The 22614-nt window shown below is 56.5% G+C and carries 19 protein-coding genes; 10 read left to right on the top strand and 9 right to left on the bottom strand.

Going from position 1 to position 22614, the window contains the following annotated elements:
- Positions 1–36: 36 nt before the first annotated feature.
- The 7 genes from Pla52o_RS03910 to Pla52o_RS03940 all read right to left on the bottom strand — a co-directional run bounded on the left by Pla52o_RS03910 (position 37) and on the right by Pla52o_RS03940 (position 8002).
- Entirely contained in the window at positions 37–657 is a 621-nt protein-coding gene (locus tag Pla52o_RS03910; RefSeq protein ID WP_146593234.1) for a DUF447 domain-containing protein, read from the bottom strand.
- Positions 654–1244, bottom strand: a complete 591-nt coding sequence (locus tag Pla52o_RS03915; protein ID WP_146593235.1) for an anthranilate synthase component II — start codon at positions 1242–1244, stop codon at positions 654–656. The genes Pla52o_RS03910 and Pla52o_RS03915 overlap by 4 nt, the downstream gene beginning before the upstream one ends.
- Before the next feature lie 148 nt (positions 1245–1392).
- Complete coding sequence (locus Pla52o_RS03920) at positions 1393–1866, bottom strand: ExbD/TolR family protein (protein ID WP_146593236.1); 474 nt, start codon at positions 1864–1866, stop codon at positions 1393–1395.
- Positions 1863–2300 carry an ExbD/TolR family protein gene (locus Pla52o_RS03925; protein WP_146593237.1) on the bottom strand — a complete coding sequence of 146 codons (438 nt, stop codon included), beginning with the start codon at positions 2298–2300 and terminating at the stop codon, positions 1863–1865. Before Pla52o_RS03925 ends, Pla52o_RS03920 begins: the two co-directional genes overlap by 4 nt.
- Positions 2301–3152: a MotA/TolQ/ExbB proton channel family protein gene (locus Pla52o_RS03930; protein ID WP_231612062.1), complete on the bottom strand. Its 852-nt coding sequence runs from the start codon at positions 3150–3152 to the stop codon at positions 2301–2303. It abuts the gene before it with no gap.
- A gap of 541 nt (positions 3153–3693) precedes the next feature.
- Entirely contained in the window at positions 3694–4725 is a 1032-nt protein-coding gene (locus Pla52o_RS03935) for a tetratricopeptide repeat protein (protein WP_146593238.1), read from the bottom strand.
- 193 nt (positions 4726–4918) lie between these two features.
- Entirely contained in the window at positions 4919–8002 is a 3084-nt protein-coding gene (locus Pla52o_RS03940) for a hypothetical protein (protein ID WP_146593239.1), read from the bottom strand.
- A gap of 197 nt (positions 8003–8199) precedes the next feature.
- Here Pla52o_RS03940 and Pla52o_RS03945 point away from each other — a divergent pair, with 197 nt between their 5' ends.
- The 10 genes from Pla52o_RS03945 (at position 8200) to Pla52o_RS03990 (ending at position 19690) form a co-directional block, all read left to right on the top strand.
- Positions 8200–9675 carry a hypothetical protein gene (locus Pla52o_RS03945; RefSeq protein WP_146593240.1) on the top strand — a complete coding sequence of 492 codons (1476 nt, stop codon included), beginning with the start codon at positions 8200–8202 and terminating at the stop codon, positions 9673–9675.
- Between the two features lie 29 nt (positions 9676–9704).
- Positions 9705–11072, top strand: a complete 1368-nt coding sequence (locus Pla52o_RS03950) for a hypothetical protein (RefSeq protein ID WP_146593241.1) — start codon at positions 9705–9707, stop codon at positions 11070–11072.
- A gap of 207 nt (positions 11073–11279) precedes the next feature.
- Entirely contained in the window at positions 11280–12227 is a 948-nt protein-coding gene (mdh, locus tag Pla52o_RS03955) for a malate dehydrogenase (RefSeq protein ID WP_146593242.1), read from the top strand.
- A gap of 216 nt (positions 12228–12443) precedes the next feature.
- On the top strand, positions 12444–13379 hold the full coding sequence (locus Pla52o_RS03960) for an alpha/beta hydrolase (RefSeq protein ID WP_146593243.1): 936 nt from the start codon (positions 12444–12446) through the stop codon (positions 13377–13379).
- 276 nt (positions 13380–13655) lie between these two features.
- Positions 13656–14111 (top strand): response regulator transcription factor, encoded by a 456-nt coding sequence (locus tag Pla52o_RS03965; RefSeq protein ID WP_146593244.1) that lies wholly within the window; start codon positions 13656–13658, stop codon positions 14109–14111.
- Complete coding sequence (locus Pla52o_RS03970) at positions 14108–14530, top strand: DUF423 domain-containing protein (RefSeq protein ID WP_146593245.1); 423 nt, start codon at positions 14108–14110, stop codon at positions 14528–14530. The genes Pla52o_RS03965 and Pla52o_RS03970 overlap by 4 nt, the downstream gene beginning before the upstream one ends.
- 183 nt (positions 14531–14713) lie before the next feature.
- The gene (locus Pla52o_RS03975; RefSeq protein WP_146593550.1) at positions 14714–15715 is read left to right on the top strand and encodes an aspartate carbamoyltransferase catalytic subunit; all 1002 of its coding nucleotides are present in this window, start codon (positions 14714–14716) and stop codon (positions 15713–15715) included.
- Positions 15708–16991: a dihydroorotase gene (locus tag Pla52o_RS03980; protein ID WP_146593246.1), complete on the top strand. Its 1284-nt coding sequence runs from the start codon at positions 15708–15710 to the stop codon at positions 16989–16991. The genes Pla52o_RS03975 and Pla52o_RS03980 overlap by 8 nt, the downstream gene beginning before the upstream one ends.
- A gap of 99 nt (positions 16992–17090) precedes the next feature.
- The gene (locus tag Pla52o_RS03985) at positions 17091–17948 is read left to right on the top strand and encodes a fumarylacetoacetate hydrolase family protein (RefSeq protein ID WP_146593247.1); all 858 of its coding nucleotides are present in this window, start codon (positions 17091–17093) and stop codon (positions 17946–17948) included.
- 149 nt (positions 17949–18097) lie between these two features.
- On the top strand, positions 18098–19690 hold the full coding sequence (locus tag Pla52o_RS03990) for an aldehyde dehydrogenase (NADP(+)) (protein WP_146593248.1): 1593 nt from the start codon (positions 18098–18100) through the stop codon (positions 19688–19690).
- A 157-nt stretch (positions 19691–19847) separates the two neighbouring features.
- Here Pla52o_RS03990 and Pla52o_RS03995 read toward each other — a convergent pair whose 3' ends face one another.
- Both Pla52o_RS03995 and rho read right to left on the bottom strand, forming a co-directional pair.
- On the bottom strand, positions 19848–20810 hold the full coding sequence (locus Pla52o_RS03995; protein ID WP_146593249.1) for an RluA family pseudouridine synthase: 963 nt from the start codon (positions 20808–20810) through the stop codon (positions 19848–19850).
- Positions 20811–20817: 7 nt separating this feature from the next.
- The gene (gene rho, locus Pla52o_RS04000; RefSeq protein ID WP_146593250.1) at positions 20818–22176 is read right to left on the bottom strand and encodes a transcription termination factor Rho; all 1359 of its coding nucleotides are present in this window, start codon (positions 22174–22176) and stop codon (positions 20818–20820) included.
- Between the last annotated feature and the right edge of the window lie 438 nt (positions 22177–22614).

Genomic DNA, 22614 nt, shown 5'->3' on the forward strand with positions numbered 1-22614 from the left:
AAAACGAGAGCGTTGACCTACCGCTCGGATTCGTCGCTACACCGAACCGCCGGGGTGAGGGCTTGCGTATTGCTCCGCAATCGCCTGCGTTAAAAATTGGAATGCGGCTTCCTCCGCTGCGCCCCCGGTTTTGTCGACCAGGGTTTGCAGATGACGTAGCTCCGATTCGACTTCTTGACGAGGTAAAAGGTGTGTTCGAGTCGCCAGAATCGCGGCCTCAATCACGGCATACTTGGCACGATTGAATCCGAAAAAGGGACGCACGATACCCGACTTGATTACTCGGCAGGTCATGTCCGCACGTGGGGGATGATCGTCGATCGATTCCACGTCGACGGCGAACCAGCGGTGGCAATCGTGTAGTACCCAATAGCGTTCGTTCTCGATCGGTTGAACCCATTGCCGCAGCGTGTCCTGGTCGCCGAGTTGGCCCACCGCTGCGCGTGCGAACAAATCCACGTCGTCGGTCACATGCACGACCGCGCGCCGGGTTTGCATGAGGTTCTGAAACGTCCGCGAGGAATGGAAGGGACGCAGTACCATTGTCTCGTCTTCCGGGTTGGAATGAGCGAGAGTTTCCGAGACAAGAGGCCCCATCGGCGCGATGTTGACTCGCCCCTCTTGATTCATCGTGGTCACGATCGATTCCAAGATCACAGAACAAGTTCCTGGCGTCGTTTGGATGCGATCGTGAAAAAATTCTCAATCAAGCGATTGCCTTGGTCGGTTAAGATGGATTCAGGATGAAATTGGACACCGAACAGGGGCAAGGTGCGGTGTTGAATCCCCATGATCACCCCGTCGTCGGTTTGGGCGGTGATCTCCAATTCGCTGGGGAACGTAGCTCGATCAATCGCCAGTGAATGATAACGTCCGACCTTCATCGGCAACGCACAATTTTCGAAGATCCCGTGGCCATGATGCGTGATTGGCGATTGGATGCCGTGCTCCGGGCTGCAACGTACCACGAGGCCGCCGAAGGCGACGCCGATCGATTGATGGCCAAGGCAAACGCCGAGCATCGGTATTTGCGCTGACAATTCTCGAATCACCTGCACCGAGCATCCTGCCTCGCCGGGATGCTTCGGTCCGGGGGAGATCACAATGGCTTCGGGATCGAGGGCCCGACATCCGGGGGCGTCGATTTCATCACTACGGATCACGCGAGTTTCGCGTCCGAGTCGACGAAAGTAGCGAGCGAGGTTGTGGACAAAGGAGTCGTAGTTGTCCAGCAGTAAGATCATTCGATACCGCTTTTAATGGATCGGGTCTAGCAGGCTGTTGATTTCGTCGATGGATTGACGCACCTCGGTAAGCCGTGGGCCATCAGGCACCGGTCAAGGTGCCAAGTCCGGTCGCTCACGCACCGCGGCGGACTCCATCGACATGCCGCTATCGCCGTGGTTTGGCAAACTTAATCTTTTCGATCAGTTTGACAACTTCGTTGCCGTCTTTGTAGCCGCTCACCGCGGTGATGGACTTGATCACGTTTTCGTAGCGTAAGTTGTAATCGGTATCAATTTCCAGCTCGGGCCCTTCGTCCTCTTCGCCGGGAGTGGTCGAGCCGATTTGCGAAATAATTCTCGCTCGCAATTCGTCATAATCGGTACCCAAGTCCGAGTCATTGAGCGCCATCGATGCCAGTCGTCCTTCGGAATCGGCTCGCAAACGCAGTTTCAATCCGAGGTCGGTAGGATCCGCCACACCTTGGCTGTCACCCAGCGGCATCCGGACGCTGAAGTCACCTTCCATTTCCACCACTTTGAAAGTCATCACGAAGAACACCAACAGCAGAAAGACGATGTCAATCATGCTCGTCATGTTGAGTTCGTTCTTCTCGTTTTCACCTTGGTTGCGGATTTTCATCGGTTGTCCTCCTTCACTCGCAGCGCAAAGTTGACGAGCTTTTGTTCCTGGGCGACGCGGATGACTTCTTGGACATCACCGGCTGCGGTGTCCTTGTGAGCGCGGATGACCACATTGGCATCCTCTGCCGTTTTGCCTTCCGATTCGATCACGGTCAATTCGCGAAGCAAACCGACTCGTAGCGTTTCCACCGTGTAGTCGTCTCCACCGAGCACGATTTCACCATCCATTGCCACGTGCAAGATGATGGGGAACTCGAGCGGGACTTCGGGGGGCTTCACTAATTGGCTATTAGGCAACACGACGCGATCGTTCGCTTCGGTTTGGGCAAAGTTGATCAATACCATAAAGAACGCGATCAACTGGAACGTCATGTCGATCATCGGCGTCAGGTCGCCTTCGGCCAAGTCGGGTTTTTTCGATTTGACACGCATTTAATTCTTGGTCCCTTGAGGTTGAACGTCCTCAAAACGGCTCATCAAGTTTTCACTTGTCACGCCGATTTCAAGCAGCATGCGTGAGACGCGGTTACGCAAAATGTTGTAGGCTGCGATGGCGGGAATCGCGATCGCCAAACCGATCAAGGTGGTGAAGAGTGCCGTCGAAATACCGGCTGCCAAATCAGCGGGTTTCGGTGAGGCACCGCCGAGTGCGATGACTTGGAACGATTCGATCATCCCATGAACCGTACCAAACAAACCGATCATCGGGCTGAGGTTACCGATCAATGCCATGTAACTGAGCCGGTGCTCGAGCTTCATGCTTTCCTCTTCGCCGACTTCCTGCATCCCCTCGAGCGCCTTGTTGTAACCACGCGACAGGCGAGCCAGTCCAGCGGACAGGACTTGGCCAAGAACCGACTCGTCGGCTTTGGCCATGTCATAGGCTTCTTGGAATTGTTTCTCGTTTAATTTCTCTTCAAAGCCTTCGACTAATTCATGCGGACAGAGTGTGTCACGACGAGCTGCCAAGACATTCATCACAAAGAGCGAGACGAGGGTGATCGAAAGGACCAGGAATACAAACGAGTAGCTAAGTCCGAGTGATTCAATCGTCCACGCCAACAAGTTCTGGTCGCTCGATTTTTTTGCAGCACCCTGGGTGGCATCCTCGGCGGCACCATCATCCGCTGCAGCAGCGGGGCCGTCCGCTGGAGCGTCCGCCGGGGCGGCAGCGGCCGGGGCGGGGTCGCCGAATTCCGCCGCAGCGTCATCTTGTGCCGTTGCGTTTGCAACAAGAAAAAACGATCCCAGGATCGCGAGACACAGGCAACGAAACGTGGGCATGCCAAACGTTTGGAAACGGGCTGGAAGTAGACGGGAACCGCAGGCAGGGAACATCAACGAGACTCTCTATGATAAGAAACGAAAGCGTTTAGTTTAGATTTCGAAGGTTTCACTCTCTCGCTTCGGTTCGCAATTCGACGTCCGAGAGGGAGTTCTAGCATTTGAATAGAATAGTCGACCAAAAGTACCCTCGCACCCTCCCTAGGGACTGAAACGTTTTAGAAAGGGGGGATTGTGTTCCGCTTGCAACGACTCCGAAAAGGTCGGTGGGACACGTTGCGAAGCGTTTTGAGGGATCAAGTTTGTGGTCTTTTTACTGGAGCCGCGTTGCGATTTCGGCCGACGTTGCACCCACGCTGCGATCACGAATGTGGGGCCGCCGGGCGGAGATTCTAAAGTGGCGTCTTTTCATAACCCGAAGCGTCAGCGAGGGAATGTCACTCTTGCCCCGGTCCCTCGCTAACGCTTCGGGTTATGGTTTGCTGGGAAAAACGGGAATGGTGCCCCTTCAATAAACGGAGCCCCCGATTACTTCCCAATTCTACTTCCCGAATCCAGGATAACGTTGTTGCAGTTCTTGGCGGGCTTCGGCTCCTCGTTCGGGTTTGCCGACTTTCGGCCAAAGCTCGATTAGTTTTGACAAGGCAACAGCGTGGGCGTCGCTTTGACCCGAAAACAACAGGTGCGTGTGAAGGTAAGCCATGATGGCCCCTTCGTTGTCCCCTTTGGCTTCATAGATGGCCCCTTGAGCGTTGTAGATTCGAGCGGCCATCTCCACATCCGTAGGATTCATCTCGCTGATCAACGTGGAAACCAAGGTCAACCCATCGTCGGCCTTGTTTTGGATTGCCAGCGCGGACGCCTTGCCTGCTTTGGAGAGTGATTGCAATCGGGCCGCTTCGACGGAGTCCACTTTCAACCCGATCACCTTGTCGAACTCGGTGCTGGCGGCCTCGGCATCGCCTCCGTGCAAGTGAACCATCCCGGTCAAATAGACCTGCTCGATCTTGGCCGTTGTGGTGGGAGCTTGGCGGAGGGAGCCATAGAACTTCAGCGCGCCCTCTTTGTCATCCAGCGCGAGGGCAAGGTCGCCGAGCACTTTGGCGGCTTCAAAAAAGTGCCACGAGTCACGGTGCTTCGATGCAAAGCCGAGCATGGTTTGTTTGGCCGCTTGTTTGTTTCCCTTGCCCGCGATCGCCAATTGGCTCATCGAATACGCCGTGTAGAACAACGCGTCGGCTTTGATCACGTCGCGTGGCAGATCGTCAACGTTGACGGTTTTGAGCTCTTGCAGCGCTTGGTCGTATTGGCCATCAAGGGCGAACTCGCGTCCTTTGGTCAATGCCGGCGGATCTCCGGCGAACAGGACTTTGACGATCTCGCCAGCAACAAAATTCTGGGGATTGCCGCCAACCTTTGCCTGGATCCCTTGCGGACTGGTTTGCGATACCGAACCAATCACAGGAGACCCGGTCGCGGGGTAGATCCGATCGTTTTGTGCCTGAGCCGTATTGGTTACCAGGGTCAGTCCCGCCATCATGGCCAGCGGTAGCACGACGTTGAAGTATTTCATGTTCACTCAGTGAGTTTGATGCTGAAAAGGATTCGCTGTTTTGGGGATTAGCGAGTGCGGTTTGGGTAGCGGTGAGGTGCGAAGCCTCGCGAGTTTTTTTTTCGATGTGGGCTAACGCAGTGAATGTTTTTTAATGCGGCGAGTGGGCGGTTCACGCTACGAACGGTCGTGATCACACCCTCGCCGACGCGACTTAGCTGGCCGGTGCCAAGGGGCTTAGCCCGGTCACCGTGACGCCAATCTCTTTTTGGATTTGACGCAGCAGCGAATCGAACTTCGCTCGTTGTTCTTTGCCACCGAGTTCGGGGTAAATGCCTTCGACTTGGGTAATGTCGGTTTCGGCTCGCTTCATGATCGAGTTGTCTTTCGCACGACGCCCCCAGAGGAATCGAGACAAGGCAATGTGATAGCGAGCGTCATAGAAAATTTCGCTGAATTGCTCTTTGCCATTGGTCAGCTTGCTGATCTTGCCCCAACCCCAAATCGTGTTTTGTTTGTTCGGGCCTGGACGGCCTCCGTTGAGCGCGGTTTGGTAAGCACGCGGTGCAAATTTATCAGGAAGGTCCCCTGCCCATTTTTCATAGGCGGTGGCCGCTTCGACTTGAGCGTCCAGCATGGTTGGTTTTTCCAGCAAGATTTTTTCGAGCACGTCGAGTGAATCTTTGTATTGGCCGAGCAACCGATGGGCGCGGGCGAGTTGGAACTGAACCGCCAGCGAGACATCGGGATTTTGGGCGACGAGTTGCTGGTAGGTTGTTACCGACGTTTCGAGTAATTCCTTGGCGCGGCCGCTGGCTTTCCCATCCGTCGGAGACATCGCGGCCTCACCGAGTTGAACCAGCGTTTGTACGATCCACTGCAAGGTTGCCGGATCTTTGCTTGTTTCGGCAATCTGGCTTAAGAAGATACGGAACGCATCGATCAACTTTTCTTTCTTCGCATCGGGAGCTGTCTTTAGTTCCTCTTTCAGACTTTGTGCCATGGAGATGTAGATGGACGTCAGTCGTTTTTGTCCCTCTTCGCCGCTATAGCTTTTGCGAAGTTTGTCCATGGCACCGGTAGCTCGTTTGAGCAGCGCATCGGGGTCGCTGCCATCGCTTGTCATGCGTTGCACGATCGTGGTCAACTCGGTCGCGAAGATGTCGCCACGAAACGCTTCGTCTTTTTCGTCAACCTTGGCGATCAGTTTGACCGGGCCATACGTTTCGTGGTCGAGCGTGGCGAGGGCTTTGGCATCGTCCCCTTGTCGCAAATAGACTTTCGCCAACACTAACGCGGCGTGCAAACCCTCGGCTTCGATCAAACCGGCGGTGATTCCGGCTAAGCCTTTGGTCAATTCGGCTTGAGAATCCCCTAGCAATTGATTGGCCAAATCGTCGTTCTTGGCCTGTCGAGCGAGAATGGATTGGTTCCAAAGCAATTGTCCCATCAGCCGCTCGAAACTCGCTCGCTCGGGGCCGGCGGGCATCTTAGCGACCAGCGTTTTGGCTTGATCCCATTCATCTTTTTGCAGCGCCAAGCGAATCAGGATGCCCTGCGCGGCGGCGGCTTGAGGATCATCCGGCCATGTCTTGGTTAAGAAATCGCCAACCGCAGTCAGCTGGGAAACTAGATTCACATTCTGATCTTGGGGGACCTCCGCGAGCAATTTTTGCAGTGAGCTCAACGCGACCAGCCCGCCTTTGAGTCCGACATCGGTGCCCGGCGCCGTGCGTGCCAAGGAGCCCCCAACCACCGCGGCATCGCGATAGTGGCCCACTTGGTAGAGCAACACCGCATAAAAGTGTTTTGCTTGGTTGAGTGTTTCGTGGTCTGCCCCGCGTCCGATCATCGTGACCCCGCGACGCAGCGTTTCGATGGCGAGATAGCGAGTGTCGTTTAATTGTTTTTCCAGATCCTCGAGTTGTTTTTTGCGGTCGGGATCGTCGCTTTTTTGTTCCGCGAGCAAGGTGAACGCTTGGCGAAGTTCCTCACCGAGCTGAAACAATTCACGAGCCGACGCGAAGGCTTCTTCGAGATTTTCAGGGTCCTCGGCTTTGGGCAACTCGGCCGGCGACGACGTGTCGATGCCTAGCTCGGCAAGCAGTTTGGCCGATTCTTCGGCGTGCTCGCCAGGGAATTTTTCGATTTCGATCAACAGTTGACGCCCGGACGTCTCGGCTCGTTTGAGGTCCGGTTTCTTCTGATCCTTGGTGTCTTTCGTTTTGGCAAGGTAGGCTTTGGCAAGGTCCAATTTGAGCTGCAGTGCCGCAGGCGTGCGGCGCTCGTTGGGCCGCAGGGAATCAACCAACCCTTGGCCTCGTTCGATTGCCGGAGCGTATTCGGGCGGCGATTTTTCCAGCCAGATTTGGGTCAGACCACTGGTCGCGATAAAGCGACTTTCACGTAGCGGGTCGGCATCGGGTTGTTCGAGCATCCGCAGGAAACTATCCAGTGCCGCCTCGGTTTGGCCGAGCATTTTTTGAGTTTGCCCCAGGTGCAGGATCGCGATCGCCCCGGTCACGTAGCCGTCATAATTGTCCGCGAGATCCTTGAAGTGGACGATCGCTTCCTCGAGCAGCGTTTTGCCTTCTTTGCCGGGGTCGGCATAGGTGGTTGCAGCGAGTCGGCGTGCATCTCCGGCGTTCAGTTTGGCTTCCAGGAAATCCGCACGGTATTGAGAACGCTGTTCGGCGAGCTTGGGGTTCTCGTCTGCATTGATCTTTTCGCCCTGCATCTCCTTCAGCTTGCCACGCAGATTTTCGATGATCGCGTCGAACGTTTTCGCAGCACTGATGTACGATTCACGCGCCGCTGTTTTTTTGGCGTCATCGGGGTTCAGCATCATCAAGGTGTTGGCACGCACCAATTGCAGTTTGCCGAGTTGCAGTCGCGCTTCGGGAACTCGAGGGTGTGAATCGTTCTTTAGAAATTCAGCGATCGCGGATTCCGCGTCCACGAAAAACTGGTCCCGATCGGTCGCACTGCGGGCATTCACGCCAGCTTCGATATAGGTTTGCGCTTTTTCCAACGCGACCGCATCCTTGAGCGACGGGTCCACGCCGGGGTATTGGTCGAGACGATCCAGGTAAGCCAATGCGGTATCAAAGTACCCGGCTGCGCGTAAACGTTTCAGAAAGTCTTCGGCGGGCTCTCCCTGGGCGAACGCCTGCGAGGAAAACAGGCTCGATAGCCCCAGGGATAACAACATCGCCACGATCGTTAGACGACCGCCTCCACGGCGAAGTGAATTCAGGAATAAGCGATTCCGCGAATAGAAAACGAGCATGGCGACCATGAGCTGGTGGAATTAGAGGTTTGCTGCCGCTGCGAGAAGTCGAGGCGAAGGAAATTGCGCGATCCGCGGCTAAAAACGCTATTCTATCTAATGGTTACCGGCGACATCTGCGATTGTACGCCAAAGTTCCCCCAACCCTAGATTAAGGTCCCCGAGTCGCGCCTTCAAGCACGACCTGCGATTCCCGGACAGATCCGATGAAAATCCCATCTCAATTTAACGAAGATAGCCTTTATAATCGCCCCAAACCTCGCGGTGAAACGGTGCAAGATTACCGCCGTTTGATCCGCCTCGGCATGGGGTTAGCCTTGGTCTTGGTGGTCATGCGTCAAGCGGCGAGCCCACGTCTGTATGAGCCCTTCTTTGGTGCGGTGCCGAACCAGGGGCGGGTTGTTCAGGATCAGGTTCCGGTGGATGCCACACGCCCAGACCGCCGCACGGCCGCAAACCGTTCGGGCGATGGGGGGCCGGGCGATGAGAGGCCGGGCGAGGCGAAGATGGCGGTGCCGGCGTCGGCCATTTCAGCAGCGGATGTTTCGGCAGCAACGGACGAGGTCGCTCCGGAAATGTTGTCCGATGCGAGCGTGATTGCGGCGATCATCCCTGAGAGCGAGCAACAACTCTGGCTGGCTTCTCTATTGCGGATACGACGCCAACAAGCGATTCCTCAATTCACGGTGCTTGAAACCGGTTGGACGGTTCCGTTAGCGGATCTTAGGCTGCCGGAGACGGAGGGATCGGAGCAAGGGGCTGAGGGCAATCGGTCTTCGCAGCGTCTGCAGGCATGGCGTGCTTTAATCGAGCAAATCGCTTCGGATCCAGCGAGTTTCGATTCCCGAGGCTTCGATTCCCGAGGTGAGGTTCAGCAGCAAGATTGGGAGCGGATGGATGCGTTGATTGCGGCGTTGGATGTCGCAGCGGCCCAACGCGTTGCGAAATCGGCGGTTTGGCAATCCAAGGATCGCGACGCGTTGTACCGCTACTTGGATCAGGCTCGCGATGCGGGCGTGGAGCAACGCTCGGCCGCTGCGCCACCGAGCGTACCTCAAGTCGGCGTACTGCCGTTACTTCAACAGCCCGAAGTTTATTTGGATAAAATGGTCGCGTTTTCGGGCAAGGTTGCCCGCGTCGAAAAGCATGCAGCCACCTCCAACGAGTTCGAAATTGTTGATTATTGGCATTTGTGGCTGCGTCCCCTTGATGGCGCCGATCGTCCGTTACTGGCGGTCGTCGGTGAGGTCCCTGCCTCAATCGCAAGTTTAATCTCCGCAACGAATTTGATTGACAATGGGCCCCCGTTATTGATCCAAGGGCGATTTCTAAAGCGGCTTGCGTATCGATCCGGCAAGGGAGCGGATTTAGCACCGGTCATTGTCGGTCGCGTTGTGATGGCGCCTGCGGCGATCGATTCCGGTTCGACTCCGGGAACGACCGATCTCGTTGCCCCCGAGGGCGTCTCGAGCCAGGTTTGGACCATGGTTGTGATCGCCGTGCTGATCGGAGTGGGGTTGGCTGGCGCGGTGATGTGGAGAACGACGGTGTCGGCAAAACGGAGTCGCCAGATTCGCAATACCAAGCGGAAGGATCCGAGCGATTTTTTGGAGCAGATCGGGCAATCAAACGGCGAGCATGACGCTCAATCCGTGCGTGATGAATCAAGAGAAAACAGATGACACAAGACGGTTTTCAGGTGAGGGAATTGATGACATTGGCAGTTCGCCGGTGGTTGGGGTGCGTCGTGATGATGTGTTCCGCAGCGCCGTTGAACGCGGAGGTGGATCTGTTGCAATTAGCTGGATTTGATGCGCCGCGTATCGAGAAACTCTACCCCGCGAACGAGGAGGAATCGATTGGTGAGTTGGCAAAGTTGGTCTACCGATTGAATCGATTGAGCCGGGAATCTTTGCAGGGTTCAATCCCAGGCGATGGCGCTGGCGGTCTCCACGGATCCGATATCCGTTTAGGTCGCGTCGTGCTCGTCGAAGGGCGTGTGGGCAAGGTCCAATCGCTTGCCGTTCCGGATCGATTGATCGAGTTTTTAGGATTGCGCACGCTGGAACGTGTCACCCTTGATGTTGCCGATTCGACGGAGGTTCGCAGTGTCGAAGTCGTCACTTCGGGGCTACCGCCGGACACCGCGATCGGAGACCGTGTGAGCGGACTGGGAGTCGTCATCGAAACAAGGGAATCCAGTGGTGATCAAGGCAACGCCGTGGTGGCGATCGCCGCATTGCCGCTGCAGTGGTTTCCGGAGAATCCGCAGCGGGTGGGCTGGAAATTGCTGACGGAATTGGGCGTGGGTCTGGGGCAGCTTCCTGGAGTGGCGTCCCGCAATCGTCAACCGCTTTCGAGTGACGATACCGAACTGTTTTATCAGATGCTCTCGGCCGCGGAGCGGATCTCGCAAACGCCGTCGGCGGATCGCGTGGCCCCCGCAGCGGTCGAGCCGATCGAATTGTTAAAGAACCCCACGCAATTCACGGGCGAATGGATCCGCATGGATGTTGAGGTGGTTCAGATCACGCGGATTTCGGTGACTGAGCCGTCACGCGTGAACCAGCTCGGTGCGGACCATTATTACCAAATCGATGCGATGGGAGATCTCGGCGACGTCAAGGTCAAGATTGATTCAAGTGGGGATGCCGCCGACGGCGGTCCTGTTTTTCAAAACCGCTTTCCGATTTCGCTTGTGTTCAAGACGCTTCCGGGATTTTTACAGGCGAAGCTTGACGCGTTGGGAAAGGCGGACTCGATTGTCGTAGACATCACCGTGCCGGTTTCGGTGGATGCATTTTTCTTTCGCCTGTGGAGTTATCCGACTGCCTACATGGAGCGATTCGGTGGCGGCGATCAATTCGGGCCGTTGTTGATCGGTGCCGATATGATCAATCGCGAGCCGACCAGTGCCGACCCGGCCGGTGTGAAAATCTTCGGCAAGATTGCCGCGGTCGCAGTCGGGATGGGGATGTTGGCGATGTTGGTTTGGAGCCATCGCATCCGTCGTGGCGATCGCGTGGTGCAGCAGCAGCGAAAACAACGCGAGGCCGAAGAGCTCCGGTTGCCCGAGTAGGCAACGGAATCGACATTCGACTAAAATTTTCGCCCTCAGGAAGGGGCAGCCCGGTGGGCCAGAAACCGAGGCTCAGAAATCTAGGGATCCTCTACTTGACCCGCAGCCCGCTTGCGAGAGGATAACGCCTTACAAAATCATCGGGGTGGGAAACATGACCCACCTCTTCTGAGCCCCCTTCCCTTTCTTCCCAGCGAGCGAAAACAAATGCGCCGAGCCAAAATTACCGTCATTGGAGCCGGAAACGTCGGAGCCACCTGTGCTCATTGGTGTGCTGCGGCCGAGTTGGGAGATATCGTGTTGTTGGATATTCCTCAGACCGAGGACATGCCACGCGGAAAAGCGCTTGACTTGATGCAAGCGTCCCCCATCATGGGCTTCGATTCGAATATCGTCGGAACGACCAGCTATGATGACGCAGCGGATAGCGACGTGATCGTCGTCACCGCCGGAATCCCGCGGAAACCGGGCATGAGCCGCGACGATTTGCTCGGTACCAACGCAAAGATCATCACCTCGGTTGGCGAGCAGATTAAGGCGACCAGCCCCAACGCCGTGGTGATCGTCGTGAGCAATCCGTTGGACGCGATGGTTCAACAAATGTGGAAAGTCACCGGGTTCGATTCCGCAAAAGTTTGTGGTCAAGCCGGAGTCTTGGATACCGCTCGCTACCGAACCTTTTTGGCCATGGAATTGGGCGTCAGCGTGGAAGACATCAGCGCCCTGTTGATGGGCGGCCACGGCGACACCATGGTGCCAATCCCAAGTTGCACCAGCGTCGGTGGGATTCCTGTGACCCAGTTGATCGACCGTGCTCGACTCGACGAAATTGTCGAGCGAACACGCAAAGGCGGAGCCGAAATTGTCTCGTTGTTGAAGACCGGCAGCGCCTACTACGCCCCCGCAGCAGCTTGTACCCAAATGGTCGAAGCGGTCGTTCGCGACAAGAAACGCGTGATTCCTGTAGCGGCCATGTGCGATGCTCAGTACGGAGTGGGCGGATACTACGTCGGTGTTCCCGTCGTGATGGGAAGTGGCGGAGTCGAGCGAATTATCGAGCTCGATTTGACCGATTCGGAAAAAGCCGATTTCCAGAATAGCGTCGATGCCGTGAAGGGTTTGGTTTCGACGATGGATCAATTGCTAGCGTCGTAACAGAGCTTGCTAGCGTTGCGACGGAACTTGAAGGTTCTTTGGCTCAGGGATGTGCTTCAGCGTTGACACCTACGAGCGATTGCGCGTAGGTTTATGGCATCCATCTGACGCCGTAGCCTTGTCCGTGAAGTTGATGTTTGGCACGCATTTTTAGTGCGTGTCGCGAGATCACAGGATGACGTGGGGCGTGGGCCTTCCTCTTACATTCGGTTGGTTATGAGTCGTTTTCATTCTTCGGCAATTTGGGGATCTTCCCAAGCAAAAGAAACCTCCCACGACACACCTCCAACGCCAGATTCAGGCGACCCTCCGCAACACGATTCGGTCGCACCTTCGGGAAACGCACCTTCGGGAAACGACACCGGTGGACTCTTTCACCCGTCATCGTGGCACGAAGCGTTGACCGAGTCGGATCAATTCAGTGGGGTTGAGAATCCGTTCGCTCCCTCCAAGGGGGTTGGTGCACAAACCGCGTTCTTTTTGCCACTGCATTATGAAGCCAATTACGAGTATCCCCTCGTGATTTGGTTGCACAGTGACGGCTTCAATGAGAACCAAGTCACCCAAGTGATGCCTCACATCAGCCTGCGGAATTATCTTGCTGTGGGAGTGCGAGCGAGTTGTGCAACCGATTCATCAGGGCACTGTTACGAGTGGCGGACACGTCCGGGGGCGATCCAAACCGCTTATGAGAATGTCTTGCATGCGGTCGACCAGGCGGTGGAGCGTTTTTCGGTCAACCCGTCACGCATCGTGCTGGCGGGATACCAGAGCGGTGGCGCGATGGCGATGCGGATTGCGCTGCGTGATCCGGCGCGATTTGCGGGAGTGGTTTCGCTCGGCGCGCGGATGCCCCGCGGATGTCGATCGTTGGCGAATTTGTCCGAGGTGCGCTCGCGGCGGTTACCGATGCTGTGGCAATGGGCGACCGAAAGCTCCGATTTTGACGCTGCGGAGCTTGACCAAGATATGCGTAGCGCGATGATGATTCACGCTCAATTAGAAATCCGTCAATATCGTGATGATGACGAGATGAATACGGTCGCACTCGCGGACGTCAACGAATGGATCATGAATAATGTAGTGTCACGCTCCAATGGCCGTTCCAAAGATTCTTGGGCAACCTCGCCCACTCAGTTTTCTTCGAATTAAAATAGTCGGATCAGCCTTGTTTGAGCTCGAGAATGAGCCACTTTCGGGTGGTTTTTGATGCTCGATTTAGGGAAGGCTTCGATTGCGATTGAAGTCTCTGCTTTGGATTGAAGGCATTGCTAACGCACTGCCGCCCCGCCGACAAAATTGATTTTGCCCACCCTTTCAGCGACCCGACGTGTTTCTTCGTCCTCAGGTACGCTATGCTGATGCGTCCCCGCTCTCCCTTTAGCGACCGATTTTTCGCTTGATTACGCTTTGCCTGAACGAGAAACGATGACCCGCGAAGACAGCCGCAGCGACGACGATATCCCGCAAGAAGCCGTGCCCGCAACGGAGGCTCAATCGTCCACCAAGGCGCCGGCCGGAGGGAAGCGAATTTTGATTGTGGATGACGACCATGAAATCGTCGAATCGGTTCGCTATGCGCTTGAGGGAGAGGGCCACGAGGTCGTGGTCGCTCGCGATGGTAACCAGGGGCTTGCCTTGGCCGAGCGGGAGAACCCGGATTTGATGATCTTGGACATGATGATGCCAAAGCGGAGTGGCTTTCTCGTGCTGGAAAAGTTGCGGCGAATTCGCGACGTGCCTTTGCCCGTGATCATGATTACCGGCAATGAGGGAAGTCGACACAAGGCGTACGCGGAATTGCTCGGCGTGAGCGACTACATCCGCAAGCCGTTTCCGATGGACCGCTTGATCAAAGCGGTGAACAAGTTGCTCGAGTCGTGAACAAAAACTCGCTTCAAAAACGGATTCTTGTGGCGGCTGCTATTTGTGGCGCGCTGGGAGTATTGATCGGGGCCTTCGGGGCTCATGGGCTTGCCGGTTTCTTGGAGTCGCGTGGCTTAGACGCCGAAACGATCGCGAAACGAAGCGACCAATTCGATGTGGGCGCGCGATACCATCTCGTGCATGCGGTCGTCCTGCTGTCGCTCGCGGCGGTCCCGTTTGGGGCGGATCGCATTCGCCGCGTGGCGTCATGGCTGTTCTTGCTAGGGATCGTTTTCTTCAGCGGCAGCCTTTATTTGCTGGTGGTGTTCAACGTGCCCAAGTTCGGGGCGGTCACGCCGATTGGCGGTCTGCTTTGGATCTTTGGTTGGATCACGCTGCTCGGCTTAGTGAAGAATCGTGACGTTTCGGACCGCTAGGGCGTGCACTCTCGGTTGCGGTGTTTAGCGGTGTGGGCGTTTCGGAGCGTTTCTCTACCGTCTTCAAAAACTTAAGCTCGATTCAAAAACTTAAGCCAGGGTGCTCGCGGAAACGCAATAAATCTCGTACCCTCGACGCCACGATCATTTCCGAATTTCCTTCACTGTATGAAGATCGAAAAGATGTCCGAGGCGGATGTAATCGACATAGCGTTTCCAGAAAACTGGCATCGACGTCATTTGCTGGATCTGGAGAGTCTCTCAGCCGGCGAAATCCAAATTCTGTTGGATACGGCACAGAAGTTGAAAGAGTTGACCGGCGGTTGCCGCAACAAACTTTCCTTGCTAGCGGGGAAAACTCTCGCCAATCTGTTCTTCGAGAACAGCACGCGAACTCGCAATAGTTTTTCGTTGGCCGCCAAGCGGCTCGGTGCCGACACCGTCGAATTTAGTAGCGGGGGCAGTAGTGTCGCGAAGGGAGAGACCTTCGTGGACACCGCGAAAACCATCGAAGCGATGGGGGTGGATTGGGTTTGTACTCGGCACCTCACGCCGGGGACGCCTCATTTGTTGGCGCGTGAACTTCGTTGCAGTGTGATCAACGCTGGCGATGGGCCGCACGAGCATCCCACTCAAGGCTTGCTCGATATGTTGACGATCCGCCAACATCGCGGACGACTCGATGGATTGACCGTGGCCTTGGTTGGCGATATCTCCCATAGCCGAACCGCACGAAGCAATATTTGGGGACTCAGCAAACTCGGAGCCCACGTGATTATCTGTGGGCCGCCGACGTTGGTCAGTCCTCGATGGCAGGAGTTGGGGTTCGAGGTTGCCCACAATTTGGACGCGATTTTGCATCGTTGTGATGTGTTGAACTTGTTACGCATCCAATTCGAGCGTCAGCGTGCTCGTCCCTTTCCGAGTGTTCATGAATACGCGGCGTTGTATGCGATGACAGGAGCTCGGATGCGTCGTGCCAAAGACGACATCTTGATTATGGCTCCCGGCCCCATTAACCGTGGCGTCGAGATTACTCCGGAAGTCGCCGACGGGCCGCACTCGGTCATTCTTGAGCAGGTCACTAACGGGATTGCCGTTCGAATGGCTGCATTGTGGTTGCTCTCCGGGGCGCAAGACGCATTAAACTCAACGACGCAGGTCGAACCTTTGCACTATGTCTGATTTACTGATTGAAAATGGACGTTTGGTTGACCCCAGCCAAGGGATTGACCGTCCAGCACGCTTGTTGATTGTGGGCGGAGTTGTCGCGGCGATTGATCCCAGTGATGCGGACATCCCCGAGGGGTGTCAACGCATTGACGCAACCGGTTGTATTGTGGCACCGGGCTTAGTGGATTTGGGAGTCGAGCTGCGCGAGCCAGGCAGCGAAGAGGACGAAACGATTCAATCGGGTAGCGATGCCGCACTCGCAGGTGGCTTCACTTCGATTTTGTGTACGGCGAATACCGAGCCGGTCATCGATTCGCCCGGAGCGGTAGAGTTTGTGCGTCAAAAAGCGGCTCGTGCCAATGGCGTTCGCGTGCATGTGATCGGTTGCCTTAGCCGACAGCGTGAAGGCGAGCAGATGGCTGAACTTGGCTTGTTGGCTGAGGCCGGGGCGGTCGCGTTTAGTGACGCACCGCGACCGATCGCTAACGATGCACTCCTGAAGCGATCGTTGGATTATTGCCGGATGCTCAATCGGGTCATTTTTGATATCCCCGAGATCCCCGAGCTCGCCGAAAATGGGGTGATGCACGAAGGCCAAGTTTCGTTGACGCTTGGATTGCGAGGGTTGCCAACCGAGGCAGAGGACTTGGCGGTGGCGCGGGATGTGCGTTTAGCCGAAGCGACGGCAGGTCGATTGCACGTCGGTCCGGTCAGCACGATGGGGGCGGTGGACATGATTCGCCGCGTCAAGTCGCGTGAAATTGCCGTGACGGCTTCAGTGTGCCCGCACAACCTGTGTTTGCTCGACACGGAACTGCGTTCGTATGATTCGCGATTCAAAGTCCACCCGCCACTGCGCAGTGTGCGTCACGTGGAAATGTTGCGTGAGGCGGTTGCCGACGGAACCATCGACGCGATTCAAAGCGGCCACCGGCCACGAAGTCGCGAAAAGAAAATGAATGACCTTGATCTCGCTCCGTTTGGTGCCGCGACGCTGGAAACGACGCTTTCGACCGTTTCCAAGTTCATGATCGATAACGGCATCCTCACCTGGTCCGCAGCGATCGATCGGCTTTCAACCGCGCCAGCGCGAATCGCATCGATCCCCGGCGGAACGTTGGCGGTCGGTTCGTTGGGAGACGTGGTGGTGATCGACCCCAATGCGACCTGGCGAGTGGATGCCGCTGAATTCCGTTCGAATTGCATTAGCAGTCCGTTGGATGGGCACGAGCTCTCGTCGCGAGTGACCCATACGATCGTCGGCGGCGTGGTTCGCTTTCAGGCTTAAGCTCGGCTTTCGAGCCCTAGGCTAGCCGCCGCCATCGGCAACAGGATCTTTGGGTGGGATGGCTCCCGCAGGGGATTGGTTTTCGTTATCCTTTGGGGTATGAAAATCGCAAAGTACATCGATGCCTCGGGCTCGCCGCGTATCGCTTGGGTGAATGATACGGAATTGGTTCCGCTTCAAACTAACGAGCAAATCAAGTCTCTTGCCGACATCATTGCCGCTGAGAATCCAATTCTAGCGGCGCGGTCATTGGTGACCGATGCTCCGATTGCGATCGACGATTCGATTGATTGGTTGCCGCCGATCGATCATCAAGAAGTGTGGGCAGCCGGCGTGACGTACAAGCGAAGCCAAGCCGCGCGGATGGAAGAGTCCGAAGCGGCGGCGTCCTGCTATGACCGCGTTTACGTTGCGGAACGCCCCGAGTTGTTTTTCAAGGCAACTCCGCATCGTGTTAGTGGCCACAATCAACCGCTGCGGATTCGCCGGGATGCGAAATGGAATGTTCCTGAACCCGAGGTCACCTTGGTGCTCAGTGCGAAGATGAAGATCGTCGGTTTGACCGTCGGCAACGACATGAGTTCCCGGGACATCGAAGGCGAGAATCCGCTCTATTTGCCACAAGCGAAATGCTACAACCAATGTGCTGGACTCGGCCCCTGGGTGGCGCTGTTCGATACGCTTCCGCCGCCCTCGGCGATCGGAATCGATTTAAAGATTCATCGCGAGAGCCAAGTCGTGTTTGATCAGCAAATTACCGCAGCGGAGATGGCGCGCAGTTTCGAGGATCTGGTTCAGTGGCTTTCGCGTGATAACGATTTTCCCAATGGTGCTTTCCTGATGACGGGAACCGGTATCATTCCGGCAAGCGACTTTACGCTTCATGTTGGCGATCGAGTCGAGATCACCATCGATGGAATTGGGACCTTGTCTAATTCCATTGTCCAGTCGTCGTGAGCTTCCTGTGGCGATGAGATGTCGCCGTCCGTTGAGTTGAATAAATCTCGCTGCGTTTGGCAGCGCAGTACGTCGCTTTCGCGAGGCAAATCGCGATCCTTGTGTTTCCGTTGCACCATTCGTTTTCTTTTCGATTAGGTTTCGATTCAATGTCCCAAACCCCTTCCACCGTTCGTCCCGTTTTGATCAACGGCATTTGGCGTGACGCTGACTTTAGCAGCACGTTTCAGGCAACGGATCCGAATACAAATGAAGTGTTGGCAGCAACGTTTCCCGTCAGTGCTTGGAGCGATTGCGATGCCGCGCTCGACGCGGCGGTCGAGGCCGCCACGGCGCTGCGCCGAGTCAGCAAGGCCAAGATCGCTGAGTTCTTAGAAGCCTATGCCGATGGGATCGAGGCAGCGAAAGAGGCTCTTGTGGATGCTGCCTTTGCCGAGACGGGGCTCGCGCGAAGTCCTCGTTTGGGCGACGTCGAGTTGCCGCGGACCAGCAATCAATTGCGTGCCGCCGCCGCTGCGTGCCGTAGTGGGAATTGGGCTGCGGCGACGATCGATACCAAGGCGGGGATCCGTTCCTGCTTCGAAGCGATTGGACCCGTGTGTGTGTTCGGTCCAAATAACTTCCCCTTCGCTTTCGGCAGTGTGTCGGGAGGCGATTTTGCCGCCGCGATCGCTGCGGGGAATCCCGTCATTGGCAAAGCCAATAGTTCGCATCCCGAAACAACCCGCTTGTTCGCAGAGATTGCCCTGCGGGCGCTCAAGCAAGCCGGGTTACCCGAAGCAACGGTTCAGTTGATTTATCGAACGAGCCATGCGGATGGGGAGCGTTTGGTTTCGGACCCTCGTGTTGGCGCTACCGGATACACCGGCAGCCGCACTGCAGGGTTGAAGCTCAAGGCTGCCGCGGATGCGGTGGGCAAGCCGATTTATCTCGAGCTCTCGAGTGTCAATCCCGTTGTGATGACCTCCACGGCGCTCCAGCAGCGTGGCGACGAAATCGCAAACGACTTTGTTACCAGCGTTTTGATGGGCACGGGGCAATTTTGTACCAACCCCGGGATGGTGCTGCTGCAATCAGGCGAGCCGAGCGAGAGGTTTATCGCGACCGTGAAAGAGCGTTTTGCTTCGGCGCCGGCCGGGACGCTATTGTCGCCTGCGGTGTCCACGAGCTTGTCTCAGAGCGTCAAGACGCTGTGTGGGTTTGGGGCGGAGTTGCTGACCGGTGGGGGCGAGCCTGAGTCGGGGCGTTGTGCTTACGCAAACACGTTGCTGCGAGTCAGTGGCAGCGATTTCTTGAGCCATCCCGAAGGCTTCCAAACCGAAGCGTTCGGCAACGCCGCGTTGATGGTGGTGGCGGACAATCTCGACGAGTTAACCGAGTCGATCTCGCGTTTGGAGGGCAATTTAACAGGGTGTATCTATTCGGCGGCGGACGGCAGTGATGAAGCGGCCTATGAGAAGATTGCCTTCGAGTTGATTCCCAAGGTCGGCCGTATTTTGAATGATAAGATGCCAACCGGCGTGGCGGTTAGCGCCGCGATGAACCACGGCGGCCCCTACCCCGCGACCGGACATCCCGGGTTCACTGCGGTTGGTGTTCCAGCAGCGTTGGTCCGGTTTGCCAAGTTAACGTCGTACGACAATGTGCGCGAGTCGCGGTTGCCGGAACTGTTGAGAAATGAGCCGCCGACTGAGGACACTTGGCGAAATGTTGATGGCCAGTGGACCCAGGCGAGCGTCTAGTTTGTGGCGTCAAAGCCGGTCCAAGTGGCTCGTTGGGCTCACTCCCTCGGCTTGCTCCCTCGGCTTACTGAGTGACCGCCGTTTTCCGGAATATGCTGTGCAGCCTGCTTCGTTTTCGGGTAGGGCTTCTAACCGATTCCGACGTTGCGGTCGAGTGTCAGCGGGGGGCTTCGCGTGGCGCTTGCCACCACTTCGGTGGCGAGCTTTCGTAGCTGACCCAGGTTTGGCTCTCGGGATGACAAAAGCTGAGTTGGTGAGCATGGAGACACATCGGCGGATCGGTCATCGTGTGAGTTTGTTGCTCGCCGATGGTTTTGTTTGGCAAGTACAGCAGGTCGCCTAGGATGGGAAAGCCGAGCGACCAGCAGTGGACGCGAATTTGATTCGTACGTCCTGTTAGCGGAATCGCCTCAAGCAAGGTGGTGTTGTCGGGCAAGCGTTGGATGACTTTAAAGTCGGTGCGCGCCGTTTGCCCACTTTCGCAAGTCACGCGAGCGCCGACCGAGAGTCGCCGCTTCATTACGTCCGAGGCGTGAGCGATCGAAAGGTCACAGCGATGTTCTTCCCACGGGACCTCGCCCTGCACGCGAGCAAGGTAGCGTTTTTTGACTTCGCGTCGTTCAAATTGAGGTTGGACGAAGCCAGCCGCCGCTGCGGTGCGGCACAACACAGCAACTCCTGTTGTGTTGGCGTCGAGTCGATGGGCAACGCGGAGTTTTTCACCTTCGTAAAAGTCTTCGAGCATCCACGAAAGTGTGTTGCGGTGAAACCGGCCGCTGGGGTGGATTGGCAGCGGAGCGGGTTTGTCGACGACGAGGATCGACGCGTCTCGATGCAGGATCGTGATCGCCGCATTCACGTCCGGTTCGACCACGTCTTTCATGATCTGGACAAAGCAGTCCCCGGCGCGCACGACGCGTTCGGCGCGAGCGGGGAAAAGGTCGATTGAGATTTCACCGGCTTGGATCCAGCCCAGCCACGATTCACGCGGCGTGGGAGGGTGGTACATGCCCAGGAAGTCAATCAGCTTCATTCCCGCAAACTTCGCTTTGACACGGATCGTGCGGCGGTTCTCGTAGGGAGCACTGCCGGGAAGCGGGTCGACAACGAAGCTTTTCATGGGGGATTTACAGGGACGTCTTGGCGCCGCTGATCAACTTGATGAATTCGTCATTGCTGTCGAATCGCCCCAGTTGCTTAGTGAGCTGTTCCATGGCATCCACCGGATGCATGCTGCTAAGCGTGCGGCGTAGCATCGTCACGGCTTCATAGGTTTCTTCGTCATGAAGCAGTTCTTCACGGCGAGTTCCGCTCTGGCTGATGTCGATCGATGGCCATACGCGGCGATCCGCTAGGCGGCGATCGAGCACCAATTCCATGTTGCCGGTGCCTTTGAACTCTTGGAAGATCGCCTCGTCCATGCGGCTGTTGGTGTCGACCAAGGCGGTGCCGATGATCGTCAACGAGCCACCTTCTTGGAATGCACGTGCCGTCGCAAATAGCTTCTTGGGGATGTCCATCGCTTTGATGTCCAATCCACCTGACATCGTGGCCCCACCGCGTCCGCCGCGTCCAACCCATTTGTTGAACGCGCGGGCAAGTCGAGTGATCGAATCGAGCATCAGGAAGACGTCTTGCCCCATTTCGGCAAGTCGTTTCGCCCGATCAATCACGAGTTGGCTGAGTCGCACGTGGCTTTCCACGTCCATATCCAAACTGCTGGCAACGACTTCGCCGCCCAACACGTTGCGGCGCATGTCGGTGACTTCCTCGGGGCGTTCATCCACCAACAGTACGATCAATTTGACTTCGGGATGGTTTTGCGTGATTCCTGTTGCGATATCTTGCAACATCACCGTCTTCCCGCTGCGTGGCGGTGCAACGATTAGCGCTCGTTGTCCTTTCCCCATCGGGGCAAGTAGGTCGACGACGCGATTGGTCAGTGGTTTTCGGCCGCATTCCAATCGGAGCCATTGTTCGGGGTTGATGGCGGTCAGGGAGTCGAAGTTTTTGACTTCGAGATACGCCTCGGGTGCCATGCCATCAATATCGACAATTTCACGTACACGGGGGCCTTGCTGGCGGCGTGCTTGTTGGACCATCGCTTTGAGATAGACGCCTTGGCGAAGTCCAAATTTCTCGATCATCGTGCCGGGAACAAAGGGATCGCTGCGTTCGCGGGCATAGTTGTTTTCGATGCTGCGCAGGAAGCCGTATCCATTGGGGTGCAATTCAAGGATACCGAGGCTTTCCTCGAGCGGCGCATCGCTGGGGATGTCCGCTGGTTCGCCTTCGTTGTGTTGTCCGCCACCTTGGCCGCCCCGGTCACCGCCACCGCCACCACCGCCGCCACCACGGCGGCGCCGTCGCACGCGAGGTTTTCCGTTGCCGCCGCCGTTGTTATTGTTGCCGCCGTTGCCGTGAGGGCCTGAGGGCCCGTTACCGGAACCGCTGCGGCCACGACTGGTCCGTTTCTTTTTAGCCATTTTTGATCCAGATGCGCTTGAAGCGTCGTCCAACAGGTCGCGAGTTGCGTGCTTGCAAGGATCAACCTTCGCGGAGTTTAGGGGCATTGCGGTTGTTTGAATGCCAGTCTCGCGTGAAGGCGACCACACAAAAGGTCGTTGGAACGCTCCGCTTGAAAGCGGGAAATCGAAGAACACCGCACGAATTCAAAGGAAAAAAGCCTACCAGGAGTACGGCGGTGACATGCCCTGGGAAGGCGAAACAATAAGTGGGGGGGGGTGGATGGGCGATCGCCGGATCGCTACAGAAAGGGAACTAGACGAATGATCCGAAGATCCGTGCCTGAGAAGCAGGCGTCGCTGCGGTTTCCATGGGACCTAGTCTCGTAGACAAGCCCAGTGGAATCACAGAGTGTCGAGTGCGACTTAAAATCCATTCAGTATTAAGTTAGGAGACGT

This window comes from Novipirellula galeiformis (assembly GCF_007860095.1).
Taxonomy (GTDB): Bacteria; Planctomycetota; Planctomycetia; order Pirellulales; family Pirellulaceae; genus Novipirellula; species Novipirellula galeiformis.

What these genes read in the sequence shown, in the direction of transcription:
- Pla52o_RS03915 (WP_146593235.1), bottom strand. Translation starts at nt 1,244, where the DNA reads ATGATCTTACTGCTGGACAACTACGACTCCTTTGTCCACAACCTCGCT.
- Pla52o_RS03920 (WP_146593236.1), bottom strand. Translation starts at nt 1,866, where the DNA reads ATGAAAATCCGCAACCAAGGTGAAAACGAGAAGAACGAACTCAACATG.
- Pla52o_RS03925 (WP_146593237.1), bottom strand. Translation starts at nt 2,300, where the DNA reads ATGCGTGTCAAATCGAAAAAACCCGACTTGGCCGAAGGCGACCTGACG.
- Pla52o_RS03930 (WP_231612062.1), bottom strand. Translation starts at nt 3,152, where the DNA reads ATGCCCACGTTTCGTTGCCTGTGTCTCGCGATCCTGGGATCGTTTTTT.
- Pla52o_RS03935 (WP_146593238.1), bottom strand. Translation starts at nt 4,725, where the DNA reads ATGAAATACTTCAACGTCGTGCTACCGCTGGCCATGATGGCGGGACTG.
- Pla52o_RS03940 (WP_146593239.1), bottom strand. Translation starts at nt 8,002, where the DNA reads ATGGTCGCCATGCTCGTTTTCTATTCGCGGAATCGCTTATTCCTGAAT.
- Pla52o_RS03945 (WP_146593240.1), top strand. Translation starts at nt 8,200, where the DNA reads ATGAAAATCCCATCTCAATTTAACGAAGATAGCCTTTATAATCGCCCC.
- Pla52o_RS03950 (WP_146593241.1), top strand. Translation starts at nt 9,705, where the DNA reads ATGACATTGGCAGTTCGCCGGTGGTTGGGGTGCGTCGTGATGATGTGT.
- mdh (WP_146593242.1), top strand. Translation starts at nt 11,280, where the DNA reads ATGCGCCGAGCCAAAATTACCGTCATTGGAGCCGGAAACGTCGGAGCC.
- Pla52o_RS03960 (WP_146593243.1), top strand. Translation starts at nt 12,444, where the DNA reads ATGAGTCGTTTTCATTCTTCGGCAATTTGGGGATCTTCCCAAGCAAAA.
- Pla52o_RS03965 (WP_146593244.1), top strand. Translation starts at nt 13,656, where the DNA reads ATGACCCGCGAAGACAGCCGCAGCGACGACGATATCCCGCAAGAAGCC.
- Pla52o_RS03975 (WP_146593550.1), top strand. Translation starts at nt 14,714, where the DNA reads ATGTCCGAGGCGGATGTAATCGACATAGCGTTTCCAGAAAACTGGCAT.
- Pla52o_RS03980 (WP_146593246.1), top strand. Translation starts at nt 15,708, where the DNA reads ATGTCTGATTTACTGATTGAAAATGGACGTTTGGTTGACCCCAGCCAA.
- Pla52o_RS03985 (WP_146593247.1), top strand. Translation starts at nt 17,091, where the DNA reads ATGAAAATCGCAAAGTACATCGATGCCTCGGGCTCGCCGCGTATCGCT.
- Pla52o_RS03990 (WP_146593248.1), top strand. Translation starts at nt 18,098, where the DNA reads ATGTCCCAAACCCCTTCCACCGTTCGTCCCGTTTTGATCAACGGCATT.
- Pla52o_RS03995 (WP_146593249.1), bottom strand. Translation starts at nt 20,810, where the DNA reads ATGAAAAGCTTCGTTGTCGACCCGCTTCCCGGCAGTGCTCCCTACGAG.
- rho (WP_146593250.1), bottom strand. Translation starts at nt 22,176, where the DNA reads ATGGCTAAAAAGAAACGGACCAGTCGTGGCCGCAGCGGTTCCGGTAAC.